Here is a 13765-nt window from a genome sequence, read left to right as displayed (position 1 = left end):
CCAAGGTGGTGCGCTTCGCCCTTCAAAACGCCGCCTCAGTCGCAGGCCTGATGCTGACCACAGAGGCCATGATCTGTGAAAAACCTAAAAAGAAGAAAGGGGGAGTCCCGTCTGCCGGAAAAGGTATGGACCACGACATCTACTAAATGGAAACTCCCTGAACAATATAACCGGGGCGGGTTCCATGATCCGCTCCAACGAACATCAGAAAGGGAGAAATAAGCTGCCTGGGATACCGCCTTCAAAGTCAGGGCAACTAGATGATATTTTTTGCCCTTCGACACGAGATGTTTTTTTAACAAACAGCGAAGATGCAAAAAATAAAGGGTCTTTGATAAATCGCAAGCCATTCTCGACTTTAGACTGACCTTTATATCCCCAAAGTACATCTTCGTCGCTCAACCGGACTCTTGGAATTGAGGCAGCAAGAACAAAAACAGGAAAAATGCCTGGATAATCAGACGGGCACAAATCCGGGCACAATCGCTCAATTTTAAAACGAAAAAGGCACCCTCGGATGATCGAGAATGCCTCTTGAAAGCCTTGTGGCTCTTGCTTCTTGGTGTGGCGCGCCCGAGACGATTCGAACGNNTATCCAGCTGAGCTACGGGCGCAACAGGAGAAGTTTCTAACAGATCTATATGGTTTTGGCAAGATAAAAAATTGGCTAAAAACCTATTTTTTGCAACTCCTAAATAATATTTCGGGTACATGGTTCATAAAAAGGAGACTGTATGCAATAAACAGTACCGGCAACACTGCAGATAGTGTGGCGGGCAATACCGGGCTTATGGGAATTACAACAAACATCCAATCATAAACGCTTCAAACGGATCGGCAGAACCGCAGTCTGAAAGCGGATTATCTTTGGCCACAGGTGGAGGGAACGGAAAGATTTCATATACTGCAGACACCGATAATACAGGTCAGCATGTCAAAATTGTATATCCTGATATGCAATCTGCACGTTACCCGCGTTATTTTTCTGTGATGCTAAAATATTATTGTGCTACAAATCGTTTAAAGGCTTGATTCTATGCCCAAATGCTGTTACATTTCCACCCTTAATTTTTACTATTTCAATGCCGTGTGCATGAATCGGGCAGGTTAAAGACATATCCATGACAAACCCCATAGATAATAAAATAGACAAGACATTATTACCGGAGATCAAAAAACGCAGAACATTCGGTATTATCAGCCATCCGGATGCCGGCAAAACAACGTTGACGGAAAAACTGCTGTTGTTCGGCGGTGCCATCCAGCAGGCCGGTGCCGTAAAATCCAGAAAAGCGGCCCGGGCCGCCACCTCCGATTTTTTATCCATTGAGCAGGAAAGAGGTATTTCCGTCTCGTCTTCCGTAATGAAGTTTAATTATAAAGATTACGAAATCAATCTTCTGGACACCCCGGGACATAAGGATTTCAGTGAGGATACCTACCGGGTACTCACTGCGGTTGACTGTGCCGTGATGATCATTGACGCTGCCAAAGGGGTGGAACCTCAGACCCAGAAGCTGATGGAAGTATGCCGGATGCGCAACACGCCGATTATCACTTTTATCAACAAACTGGACCGTGAGGGGCTTGAGCCCCTTGATCTTTTTCAGGACATTGAGGATAAGCTGCAAATCGAGTGCGTACCTTTGACCTGGCCCATCGGCATGGGTAAGCGGTTTAAAGGGGTGTATAATCTGGAAGAACAGCAGTTGGGAATTTTTACACCGGGATACACCCCTAAAAATGACGACGGGGTATTGATTAAGGACCTTGATGACCCCATGCTGGATGAAATGATCGGGGAGAGCCTGGCCCATCAATTGCGCGAGGATGTGGCACTACTTTCCGTGGCTGCAGAGCCCTTTGATATTGATCTCTATCTCAACGGTACCCAGACCCCGGTGTTTTTCGGGTCCGCCATCAATAACTTCGGGGTCCGTGAGATGCTGGACGCATTTGTCCGGATTGCACCATGCCCCGGAATGCGGCCTACAGCGACCCGGGATGTGGACCCGGCAGAAGCTGCTTTTTCAGGGTTCACCTTTAAAATTCAGGCCAATATGGATCCCGAGCACAGGGACCGAATCGCATTTTTCAGGATCTGTTCGGGAAAATTCACCAAAGGCATGAAGGTGCGGCACCACCGCATTGGAAAAGATATCAAAATTGCCAATGCCACCATCTTCATGGCCCAGGAGCGTTCCAATGTGGAAGAGGCATATCCGGGGGATATTATCGGCATTCATAACCACGGCACCATCAAGATAGGGGATACCTTTACCACCAAAGAACCCTTGAAATTTTTGGGCATTCCAAGTTTTGCCCCGGAACATTTCAGGCGCGTGCTGCTTAAAGATCCTTTGAAAGCCAAGTCTCTGACAAAGGGGCTGACTCAACTGGCCGAAGAGGGTACCATTCAGGTCTTCCGCCCTTTGCATGGCAACATGCACATCATCGGTGCCGTGGGTGTGCTCCAGTTTGACGTAACCATGGCACGGCTGAAGGCTGAGTATAATGTCAATGCAGGATACGAGCCCATTGACCTGTCCGTGGCCCGATGGGTGGAATGCGAAAACGAATCTTATTTTAAGGACTTTATACGAAAAAACGAATCCAGCCTGACCCGGGATGCCGAAGGGCGTTTGACCTTTATGACCACCAGTGAATATCAGCTTGGGTTTATCAAGGAGGACTGGCCGGACATCGAGTTCCACAAAACCCGGGAACACAATGAATAGAATTGACGTCCAGGCCCGTCTGCAAGATATTTAATTTTTGACTTGGTGGTAAAGATGACCATCTTTGAAGTATTATGCGAGATCCTTTTAGAAAAATACCGTTTAACTATACCTCGGCCGGTGACGATCAGATCATTGTACATTTATTCGGCAATGAAATCCTAAGCACCATTCACCTTCTGGAAACGCTTAAAGGCACAGGACGCTCCTCCCGCCTTCTCCACCGTTTCATGGGGGACCTTTTCATCATTCGCAGAAATGCTTTTTTGTTCCAGGAACTGGTGGAACATCCCATGCTGAGACGGCGGCTGTTTGTCGAATTCGAAAATGACCTTTTCAATATTGCCGGACATGCCGAACACGACGAGGTCCGCATCGTGCTTGACGCCTGCAGGTCCGCACTCCGGCAGCTTAAAACACAAATAAATTCCGTGGCAAAGGAACAGGCAAGGATTTCACGGCGACTTTCCCCTGTGATCGGCAAGGCCAATATCTGCTTTGACCCCTTTAACATTACATCCCATGTCACGGACGCCACGGACTGGCGAAGATACGCGCCTGCAGCCGTACTGCGGCCGGACCGGGAAGGCCAGATCCCCAAACTGGTCGGAAAATTAAAAAAATTAGGATTTCATATCATTCCCAGGGGCGGGGGCACCGGGCTGACCGGCGGGGCCACACCCCTGGCACCGGACTGCGTTATGATCAATACGGAGAAACTGAACACAATTTTTCCCATTGAATACCGCAAAACAAAAGACGGCAGGGATTATGCCGTGATGCCCATGGACGCCGGCGTCATTACCCAGGATGCCAAGGATGCGGCAGCTGCCCAGGGTTATATTTTTGCCACAGATCCTACCTCTGCCTGGGCCTGTACCATTGGCGGCAATCTGGCGGAAAACGCCGGCGGCAAGACAGCCGTGCTCTACGGCACGGCCATTGACAATGTCTTGTCTTTCAGAATCACCATGCCTAACGGTCACCTGCTTACCGTGGCGCGCCAGGACCACCCCTTACGCAAAATCCGGTACGAGGATACGCTTAATTTTGTGGTCAAAGATGAAAAGGGGCAAATCCTTAAAACCATTGAGCTGACCGGGGCGGATGTCCGCAAAAAGGGACTGGGCAAGGATGTCACCAATAAGGTTTTAGGCGGGCTGCCCGGGTTGCAGAAAGAGGGGTGTGACGGCATCATCACCTGGGCCGAATTTATCCTCTACCCTGAGTTTGCACACAAGGGAGCCTGCTGCATTGAATTTTTCGGCAATGACATGACCGAGGCAGGCAAGGTGATTACGGAAATCTGTACCCGGTTTGACAACAGTGATCCTGCGCTGATGGCCCTGGAACATTTTGACGAAGAATATATCAAAGCCATCAAATACAAGACCAAGCGGTCCGTGGGAGACCGACTGAAAGCCGTATTGCTCATTGATATGGTTTCCAATGATCAAGCCCTCCTTGATCAGGGTATGCGTGGTATAGAGACAATCCTGGAAGCCTATGACAAGACCGGGCTCTCCATTGCCCAGGACCGGGCCGAAGCGGCCCGTTACTGGGAAGATCGCAAACGGCTTGGTGCCATTGCCGCTCATACCAATGCCTTCAAGCTCAACGAAGATATTGTTCTGCCCATTGACAGTCTGGCCGATTTTGTAAGGTTTGTTGACCAAACCAATGTTGAAGAGAAAAAATACACCCAGGGCCGGATTATTCAAAATATCCTGACATATCTTGAGACGGCCATTCCCCTTTCCGATCCCCAGTGGTTAGGAAAAAAGGTGGGCCGGATCAAGGATATTGCCTACGGTATCCGTAAAAAGCTCGACATTGCGTCCCGGGACGCCTTGGAAGCCTTTATTCACACCAAAAATTTCCACGGCCAGATCCAGGATCACCTGCATGGATACAGCCTTGTTCTCTCTAATGTGGAACGTATTTACAATGACACCTTGAGCCGTCTCGTTGTCATTGCCACACACATGCATGCAGGGGACGGAAACGTACATGTCAATATCCCGGTGTTTTCGAATGATAAGGAGATGCTTGCGCGGGCCCATATGACCGCGGATAAGGTCATGGCAAAAGCTGTGGCCCTTGACGGTGTGGTCTCCGGCGAGCACGGTATCGGCATCACCAAATTCAAATACCTGGATGAGAATCAGGTGAAGAAATTTGACGCATATCGAAAACAAGTGGACCCCAACGGGCTGATGAACCCGGGAAAATTGTCCGAGCCTGATATTTTGAATAAAGTGTTCACCCCGTCGTTTAATCTTATGAAACTTGAGGCCAAGATCCTCAAGCACGGATCTTTGTCCGATCTTGCCGCAAACATTTCCCATTGCGTTCGCTGTGGCAAATGCAAACCCCAGTGCCCGGTATTTTATCCGGCAAGGAACATGTTTTTTCATCCCAGGAATAAAAACCTGGCCCTGGGCGCTTTGATCGAGGCGTTGCTTTACATTACCCAGCGGATCCAGTCCACAAAATTCAAGGTACTCAAAAATCTTGAACAGATTGCCGATCACTGCACCATCTGCCACAAGTGCCTTGACAAGTGTCCGGTAAATATTGATTCCGGGGTTATTTCCATTGAGGAACGTGAACTCCTTAAAAAAATGGATTTCAAGCATACGCCCGTATCCACTAAATTAACCCTTGGCTATCTGGGTACCCGCAACCAGGCACTGAATCCGATCATTCGTACAGGACTGCTGACTGTCGGCAGTTCTGTCCAGCGTGCGGCAGTGAAAGTTGCAAAACCCATCTCTTTAATACCGGCGTTAAAGGAGACAAGACCGCTGCAGTTGCTGCACGCTCCGGTTTCCAGACCAGGACTGACCACGCTTCGCGCATACCTGCCCCCTGCGGACAGAAACCAGGCCATTTTAATAAATCCTCCCGGAAAAGTTGTTTCCACGGTGTTTTATTTTCCAGGATGCGGCAGTGAGCGCATGTTTTCCGATATCTCAAAGGCAACCATTTTTCTGCTGCTTTGCCAGGGCCACCAGGTGGTGCTTCCGCCGCCATACATGTGCTGCGGGTACCCGCTGAAGGTCAATGCCCGGAAAAAGGAGGCCCAAAAAGTGTCGCTTGAGAACACCATTATCATGACCCAGATTCGGGATATGTTCAATGACCTTGAGTTTTCCGGCTGCATTGTTTCCTGCGGCACCTGCATGGAATCGTTGTCCGATCAGGGCATAACAGACCTGTTTGATGCACGCCTGTTTGATATCTCAGGATATCTGTTTGAACATGGTCTGACAGCAGCTACGCCCCAAGCTTGCCTTTATCATGCCCCCTGCCATGACAGTTTGAAAGGTATGGCAGTTGCAAAGTTGGCCCAGGCCGGAATTGAGGCCCGGGACGTGCCTTACTGCTGTTCCGAAGCCGGAACCATGGCGTTGTCGCGGCCGGATATCAGTTACAACATGTTTTTAAGGAAACAGGATGCCATAAAGACGGCACGTCAGGGCCTGGGTACGGTAAAGCCAAGAATATTGACCAATTGCCCTTCCTGTGTTCAGGGTTTAGGCCGCCAGAACCAGGTGACTGCCCTGCACATGGCCGTGGAACTGGCACAGCTAACAGGCGGTGCGGACTGGATGAAACAGTTCCGGGCATTGATCAGAAACATGGAAATCGTTACTTTCTGACATGAACCTTATACTGCTGGAAGATCGCGACTTCATAAGCCCTGATCGGGTAATGCTCCAGGATGACCGGTGCAGACATATTATCCGGGTGCTCGGGGCAAAACCGGGTGATACCCTTGTATGCGGAAGAAAAAATGCAAAAATGGGCACCGGTCTAATCGTGTCGGAAAATATGCAGTCCGTTGAAATGGAAGTCAATCTTGACCAGGACCCGCCGGCACCTTTGCCCCTGACCATAGTGCTGTCGTTACCCCGCCCCAAGATGCTTAAACGTATCCTTCAAAGCCTTGCAAGCCTCGGCGTGAAAGAGATTTTTTTGATTAATTCACGGCGGGTGGAAAAAAGTTTCTGGGATTCGGGCGTATTGTCTCAAGCCGATATCCAGCGTCATCTTGCCATAGGTCTTTGCCAGGCCCGGGATACCCTTGTACCCCGGGTACACCTGAAACGTTTTTTCTCTCCCTTTGTTAAAGAGGAACTGCCGGAACTGGGTAGAAATAAAAAAAGAATTCTTGCCCATCCCAAAGCGCACTCCTTCTGTCCGGTGGGTCTGAATTCTGATACAGTGCTTGTGATCGGACCGGAAGGCGGCTTTATTGATCTTGAAGTCCAGACCCTTGTGGACAAAGGGTTTGAATCCATGACCATGGGTCCCCGGATTTTACGGGTGGAAACTGCAGTAACCGCGCTGGTTTCCAGACTTTTTACCTAAATTTTTAAGCTGTTGTATTCAGAGGATAAAAAAAGAGATGAACAAAATGGATAAAAAAACAGAAACAGTCAGACAAGAGGCGTATGAAAGCCTGCCCCCCGCTATTAAAGAAAGTCTGACCCCCGAAGAAAAGGAACTGTTTCTGACAGCCGAAGAATGGCCTGAAAGTCTTTTCACCAAACTGGACGAATTTATCACTAAGGAATAGTGCCTGTTGGATTCATTGAGTTCAACCGATCTGGAATTTATACTCAACAAATCCAATTCTCAAATGATCGGAAAAAGCATGAAACCTAATGATCGGCAGAATGCAGCTGGCCCGCCCCAGGAAAAATATGCCAGATATGCCCATGTACTCCAGAAAACAAAATGGGCTAGAGAATTCTCCTGGGAACATACCAAAAAAATATGTTTATATATTGAACCGGTGATAGCTAAACCGGGTGCCATCGTGTTCAAGGAAGGGGATACGGACAAAAGCCTGGGAATTATCGTCAAGGGTGCCATTGACATTATCAAGGAAAACACCCGGGTCACGACCCTGACCAGTTCCCAGACTTTTGGCGAAATGGCCTTGATCGACGGTGAGCCACGCTCTGCCTCGGGCATCGCCGTAAAAGAAACCGTAATTTTTTTCATGACCCAGGACAATCTGATTCGCCTGACCCAGGACGATCCACAATTAGGGGTCCAACTGCTGTGGAAAATTTCCAAGCTTATCAGTCAGCGGTTACGTCAGACCACAGGGATGCTTGTCGATTATATGGGAGAATATTAAATTCCCATTTTTCATAGAAAATTAATTGGGCCTGAGCTATACTTTCAACTCTGTTTATAATAAAAAAAAAAGAAAGAGGAAAAAGTGATGCTCCATTTAAAACAAAAGTACTGTTCCTTGTCCGTATTCGTTTTAACACTTACATTTTTTTATTTCACTATAGCTGCATGCTCAGCTGCCATAACAATAGGTGGAACCGGTAATGCCCTTGGCACAATGAAGTGGATTGCCAAAGCATATCAAGAAGCAAATCCAGAAGTTCAAATTACAGTACTGCCAAGTATCGGAAGCAGCGGTGCCATAAAAGCAGTCCCTAAAGGCGCTATTCAGATCGGCCTCAGTGCCCGGCCTTCGNNGCCTTTAAAAGATGCTGAGTTGGAAAAAGGACTTGTTGCCCTTGAATACGCGCGTACACCAACGGTTTTTGCCGTATCAAACAGGACTAAAATTGATGCGGTCACACAAACACAACTCGTGGACATTTATAAAGGTGTTTTAAAACAATGGCCGGACGGCTCCACCATTCGTCCCATTATCCGCCAGGCCGGAGACGATAATACCAAACAGATAAAATCCCTTTCTCCTGAACTAAAAAAAGCGGTAGAGATTGCCGAAAACCAGCAGGGATTTCTTTTCGCTTCAACGGATCAAGAAACGGTGGACAAGATTGAGAACACACCCGGCAGCATCGGGGTGACATCTTTGGCTTTGCTTCTTTCTGAGAAAAGAGATCTCCACGCATTAACACTTGACGGTGTGGAGCCTAACATTCAGTCCTGCATTGCAGGTGATTATCCGATTATCAAACGGTTTTACTTTATTCTTCCAAAGGAACGCTCTGCTCAGGTCGATGCATTCCTTGAGTTTGTTTTTTCTGAAAAAGGGTCCGATATTTTAAAACAAAACGGCAATTATCCGCCTCGATAACATGAAACTGATGACTCCTTCCATCCCGGATAAGCTTGATAGAGTCCTCCTCCATCTATCCTTGACCATATCCATAGTTGTGGTCTTCAGCCTTCCGGCAGTTTCGGCTTTTATTGCATATAGTGATTTATCAAAAGAACTCACTTTCAAGGCTCGGATCAAAGCCAATGCGCAAAAAGAAATGATCACAACACTTCCGCAAACATGGATGTTTGCGGAAAACCGGATGCAAGGAATCCTTGCCCGGGAACCCGTTCTATTGGAAAATGAGTTTGTTCAGATTTTCGATGATCAAGGAAATGAACTGACTTCAGCCGGGGAACCCATAAAGGGCCGTTTTATAGAGCGAAGCTACCCGCTCTATGATATAGATCGGATCGTAGGAAAGGTTGTTGTGAGTACGAGCCTTTCCCATGTCATTCACAACACTTTGGTCAGCAGTATTCTTGAGTTGTTTATGGGGTCCTTAGTTTTGCTGGTACTCTGGTTCCTCCCGGTTAAAAAACTTCGTCGACTTTCCACTGAATTGTCTGAAGAAAAACAACAGGCAGAGGTTACACTCCAGTCAATTCATGACGGCGTCCTCCGTACGGATAAAAAAGGAAGCCTTGTCTATCTTAATCCTGCTGCAGAGAAACTCATTGGCCGTTCATTTTACGAATTAAACAGGAAAGCCATATCTGAAATTCTGACACTAATTGACGAGCAAACCAATTCAGAGGTTGAAAGTGCACTTTACAAGGCAATTAATACAAAAAAATCTGCCTCCTGCCAAGGGCGCTGTTCTCTTATTTCCCATGACAATCGAACAATAGCTGTGGAAGAGCAGGCCATTCCCTTAATGGATAACAGCGGAAAATTGATTGGCGGCGTGCTCTGTTTGAACGATGTCACCATTTTTCGTAAACGACTGAAACAACAATCCTGGCGGGCATCCCACGATTCATTGACCGGGCTGATTAATCGCCGTGAATTTGAGGAAAGGGTTGCAAAGGCAATTGAGCGGGCTCAAGTTGAGAGAAGATCAGGATTGCTTTGTTTTATGGATCTTGACGGATTTAAAATTGTTAATGACACCTGTGGTCATAATGCCGGAGATGAACTGCTTATACAATTATCACGGATCATAAGCGCCCAGGTTCGGACCAGTGATTCACTGGCACGTCTTGGCGGAGATGAATTCGGCCTTCTCCTGGACGGATGCGATGAAGAACGCGGCCGGATAATCGCCAACAGTATTCTTAGCGCCGTCAAAAATTTCCATTTTTTTTATAATGGCAAGAGTAATACCGTTGGGATAAGCATCGGTATGACATCTGTCACCAGCAGGAGTCGTAAGGCCAAGGATGTTATCAGTGAAGCTGATTCGGCCTGTTATTGGGCAAAAGAATCCGGCCGCCACCGCCTTTGTATTTTTCAGGACAATAAGGCGGAGTTGACAGCCAGGCGAGATGAAGTCAGTTGGGTGGAACGTATAAAATCCGCACTGGAGGAAGATCGCTTCTCTCTTTACTATCAGACGTTCCAGACATTGAGCGAACGTACCGGCCCCCGACAGCATCTGGAAATTCTTTTACGAATGGTATCTGAGAGTGGGGAGATTATCCTTCCAGGTCGGTTCTTTCCGGCTGCGGAGCGGTATAATTTAATGCCACAGATTGATCAGTGGGTGATCAATAAAGTTTTTTCAGAATTTCATAATATACGTGCTGATCATGGAGATTCCGGCCTGATGGTGAATATCAACCTTTCAGGAGCTTCAATCAACTGTCTTGAGTTATGCGATTTCATAAAGGCAAAAATTACCGAATACAACATTGATACGACATCTATCTGCTTTGAAATAACTGAAACGGTTGCTGTAAGAAATCTGCGTGCCGCAACAGATTTCATAAATGAATGTAAGGAAATTGGTATCCAATTTGCTATTGATGACTTTGGCACCGGTGCAAACTTTTTTAGTTATTTGAAAAACATACCGGTTGACTATTTGAAGATTGACGGCAGCTTTGTAAAAAACATTGAACAGGATGAGGTGGACAGGGCAATGACTGAAACAATTAATCGAATTGGACATCTTCTGGGAAAAATCACCATTGCTGAATTCGCGGAAAACCAACCCATCATTGACATATTGAATGAGATTGGTGTTGATTTTGCCCAAGGCTTTGGTGTTTGCAAACCCATGCCCCTGATTAAAACATAGTCTCAGCATAAAAGTTACCGCCAAATCGGAAATTCAAGAGATTCACACTCTGTACTCCCGCCTTGTTTTTACATGCGAAGTCCTTGGGTTTTAGGCTTGAAACTCTTTATAAATGGTGCTAAATGATGTCGCCCTGGTATGGCATTCAGGGTATAAACATACTCAATTTCAGGAGATAAGCATCATGCGGGTTGTTCTTGCCTTTCCACCCAGGGCCAGTGCTACCTATGTTCCCCTGGGCATTGCAACCCTGGCGCCCTATATCGAAGCCGCCGTTCCCGGCACGGCTGTCCGCCTTGCCGATTTGAACCTGGCAACCTGGATGTGGCTGGCCGGTGCCCATCCGTCAGGTATGAACCTGGTAGCATTCCTTTCGGGAAATAAGGGGCAGTTTTTTAATGAAGAGCAGACTCTGGCACATAAACAGATCTGGGACCAGATTCGCAGAAGTATGACGAATATGGAACGTCAGGCTGAAGCTTTTCTGGCAGGAAGGGAAGCAGAGGTGCTGTTTTTGAATCTTCTGGGCGCTCTGACAGGCCAGTTGCTGGATTTTGATCCCGAGTTGTTAGGTATTTCCGTTCTTTTTCCTGAGCAGGTGCCTTTTGCGGCTGCCCTGGCCAGGGCAGTCAGGCAGGTTTCCGCCTGCAGGATTATCTTGGGCGGAGCTATGATGTCAGCATTGAATGTCCGTGAACTGCTAAGGGGTGTGCCGGAAATTGACGGAGTCGTTGAAGGGGAGGGGGAAGCGGCCTGTGCAGCTCTTTGTGCCGGAAAAAGCCTGGAATCTGTGCCCGGCCTAATTTTCCGGGACCACGGTGAAATACGTGCCAATCCCAAAGCCAGATCCATTAGCTTGGATGGCCTGCCTGCCCCGGATTTTTCACGGTTGCCCCTGGATGCCTATTTTAACCCTGTGCCGGTACTGCCCGTGCTTTTTTCCCGGGGGTGCGCCTGGCGGCGCTGCCGTTTTTGCACCCATAACGTTTCCTTTGGCGGATACCGAAAAAAAGTGGTGGCGGCCTTTGTTTCCGAGATGGAACAAGCGTGCCGGCAATTCCATGTCCACCATTTCTATTCAGCCGATGAATTCATTACGGCACAGGATATGGATGATATTGCCACTGTTATTCTTGAAAAAGGCCTCTCCATCAACCTGCATATTTTAGGCAAACCTGTGGCCGGCTGTACCCGCGAACGAATGGCGCTGTGGGCTGCTGCGGGGTGCCGATGGATCGGATGGGGTGTGGAAAGCGGTTCCCAGCGGCTGCTTGATCTTATCAACAAAGGTACAAATGTCCGGGATATCCGGAAGGTCCTTGAGGATGCTGCAGCCGTAGGCATTGCCAGCACCGCACTCATGATTTTCGGACTGCCGACCTCAACGGATCAGGATCTGACCCGGACTTTGGATTTCCTCACTGAGGTTTACCCTTATGTCCACAGTTTCACGGCCAGTGCCTTTGCCCTTTTTGAGCGGACCCATTTTGCCCGATATGCAGATCGCTACGGACTTCATATTGACGGTATCCAGACCTTGTTTTCAAGCAGAGGCGTGGATGTAAAGAGCCGCCGTCTCAAGTTCCGGGAGATCGGATCTGACGGCAGCCTGCGTTCTGCCCGCGGCGCTCTGGAAGTGGCTGCCTGGATGCGTCACCGCCGCTGGCTGGGAGATCCTCCCTTGGAAGAGCAGTTGACCACGGAGCACTATCTGATCCATCTTTCTAAAGCCAATTCGATTTCCGGCATGCCGCACTCTTCCCCGGCAGATCCAGAATCAGCATAGGCTATCGCCCGTTTGATATTGAAAAAGAAACCATATCGACTTATTTTATAGGGAGTATGAAAATTATAGGGAGTATGAAAAACGACAGCGCTTTTTAGGAGTGGGTAGATTATGATTATAGACGACGAATTTAAAGAAATTTCATTTGACGCATTTGAACAATACCGTGCTGCAAACAAGGAAGCCGATTTTATCGTGGTTGACGTCCGGCAGGAACGAGAATATGCGGCCGGACATGTTCCGGGGGCCAAACTGATCCCCTTAAATACCCTGGGCAACCATCTATCGGAACTTGCTCTGGACAAGGACCTGTTTTTTTACTGCCATAGCGGTGCCCGATCCGAAGTGGCCGGCATCATGGCGGCAGAAAGCGGCAGAGACGCACAGAAAACCTACAATATCACCGGCGGATTTCTCTCTTATCAGGGCCATTCCCTGGAAGGATTTCCCCGGCTGCAGGTGTTTGACTACCAAGAAAGCGATGACCGGCTGCTTTACCAGGCAATGGAACTGGAAAAAGCCGCAGAGCGCTTTTATGAAAGCCTTCTCTCCTTTGCCCCGGATGAAAATTTTATAGCCCCGCTTGAACAACTGTCAAAGGCTGAAATTGCTCATGCCCGAACTATTTATTCGTACTGGAAAAAAAGCGTTGAAAACCCGGTACCCTTTGAAGAGCTTTATGGATCTCTGAAAGGGGACATCCTTGAAAATGGCCGTCCCCTTTCAGACGTCATGACCGATTTGTACGCCAATAAAAAAGTCACATGGACAGATGTCATAGAGATGGCGTTGAGCATTGAAATACAGGCCTATGATCTTTACCGCACCATGGCAGACCGTCGGGGTCAGGGTGAGCCACAGGACGCCTTTCTCTCCATTGCCCAGATGGAGAAATCACATATGAAGCTGGTGGCTAAAATGCTCGGGGATCAGGGCAAACGCATTAAAATTTT

At 48.1% G+C, this 13765-nt stretch carries 10 protein-coding genes; 9 read left to right on the top strand and 1 reads right to left on the bottom strand.

The window, feature by feature from the left end:
- Positions 1-204 precede the first annotated feature (204 nt).
- Positions 205-402 carry a hypothetical protein gene (locus B3D59_RS00950; RefSeq protein WP_286817208.1) on the bottom strand — a complete coding sequence of 66 codons (198 nt, stop codon included), beginning with the start codon at positions 400-402 and terminating at the stop codon, positions 205-207.
- Between the two features lie 719 nt (positions 403-1121).
- Here B3D59_RS00950 and B3D59_RS00945 point away from each other — a divergent pair.
- From B3D59_RS00945 to B3D59_RS00905, 9 genes are all read left to right on the top strand, one after another.
- Entirely contained in the window at positions 1122-2738 is a 1617-nt protein-coding gene (locus tag B3D59_RS00945) for a peptide chain release factor 3 (RefSeq protein WP_286817207.1), read from the top strand.
- Positions 2739-2812: 74 nt separating this feature from the next.
- Positions 2813-6403 (top strand): DUF3683 domain-containing protein, encoded by a 3591-nt coding sequence (locus B3D59_RS00940; RefSeq protein WP_286817206.1) that lies wholly within the window; start codon positions 2813-2815, stop codon positions 6401-6403.
- Between the two features lies 1 nt (position 6404).
- On the top strand, positions 6405-7115 hold the full coding sequence (locus tag B3D59_RS00935) for a 16S rRNA (uracil(1498)-N(3))-methyltransferase (RefSeq protein ID WP_286817205.1): 711 nt from the start codon (positions 6405-6407) through the stop codon (positions 7113-7115).
- Positions 7116-7161: 46 nt separating this feature from the next.
- Positions 7162-7323 carry a hypothetical protein gene (locus tag B3D59_RS00930; RefSeq protein ID WP_286817204.1) on the top strand — a complete coding sequence of 54 codons (162 nt, stop codon included), beginning with the start codon at positions 7162-7164 and terminating at the stop codon, positions 7321-7323.
- A 78-nt stretch (positions 7324-7401) separates the two neighbouring features.
- Positions 7402-7893: a cyclic nucleotide-binding domain-containing protein gene (locus tag B3D59_RS00925; RefSeq protein WP_286817203.1), complete on the top strand. Its 492-nt coding sequence runs from the start codon at positions 7402-7404 to the stop codon at positions 7891-7893.
- 87 nt (positions 7894-7980) lie between these two features.
- Positions 7981-8820, top strand: a complete 840-nt coding sequence (locus B3D59_RS00920) for a substrate-binding domain-containing protein (protein ID WP_286817202.1) — start codon at positions 7981-7983, stop codon at positions 8818-8820.
- 10 nt (positions 8821-8830) lie between these two features.
- Complete coding sequence (locus B3D59_RS00915) at positions 8831-11026, top strand: EAL domain-containing protein (RefSeq protein ID WP_286817201.1); 2196 nt, start codon at positions 8831-8833, stop codon at positions 11024-11026.
- Between the two features lie 184 nt (positions 11027-11210).
- Positions 11211-12812 (top strand): B12-binding domain-containing radical SAM protein, encoded by a 1602-nt coding sequence (locus B3D59_RS00910; RefSeq protein WP_286817200.1) that lies wholly within the window; start codon positions 11211-11213, stop codon positions 12810-12812.
- 111 nt (positions 12813-12923) lie between these two features.
- Positions 12924-13765, top strand: an 842-nt coding sequence (locus B3D59_RS00905) for a rhodanese-like domain-containing protein (RefSeq protein ID WP_286817199.1), incomplete at its 3' end; no start/stop codon positions are given.

The sequence above is a fragment of the Desulfobacter sp. UBA2225 genome (assembly GCF_002348205.1).
GTDB lineage: Bacteria > Desulfobacterota > Desulfobacteria > Desulfobacterales > Desulfobacteraceae > Desulfobacter > Desulfobacter postgatei.
This window is presented reverse-complemented; position numbering and strand designations above follow the sequence as displayed.

Coding starts and splice junctions, on each gene's coding strand:
- B3D59_RS00915 (WP_286817201.1), top strand. CDS start 8,831: ATGACTCCTTCCATCCCGGATAAGCTTGATAGAGTCCTCCTCCATCTA.
- B3D59_RS00910 (WP_286817200.1), top strand. CDS start 11,211: ATGCGGGTTGTTCTTGCCTTTCCACCCAGGGCCAGTGCTACCTATGTT.
- B3D59_RS00935 (WP_286817205.1), top strand. CDS start 6,405: ATGAACCTTATACTGCTGGAAGATCGCGACTTCATAAGCCCTGATCGG.
- B3D59_RS00930 (WP_286817204.1), top strand. CDS start 7,162: ATGGATAAAAAAACAGAAACAGTCAGACAAGAGGCGTATGAAAGCCTG.
- B3D59_RS00940 (WP_286817206.1), top strand. CDS start 2,813: ATGCGAGATCCTTTTAGAAAAATACCGTTTAACTATACCTCGGCCGGT.
- B3D59_RS00945 (WP_286817207.1), top strand. CDS start 1,122: ATGACAAACCCCATAGATAATAAAATAGACAAGACATTATTACCGGAG.
- B3D59_RS00925 (WP_286817203.1), top strand. CDS start 7,402: ATGAAACCTAATGATCGGCAGAATGCAGCTGGCCCGCCCCAGGAAAAA.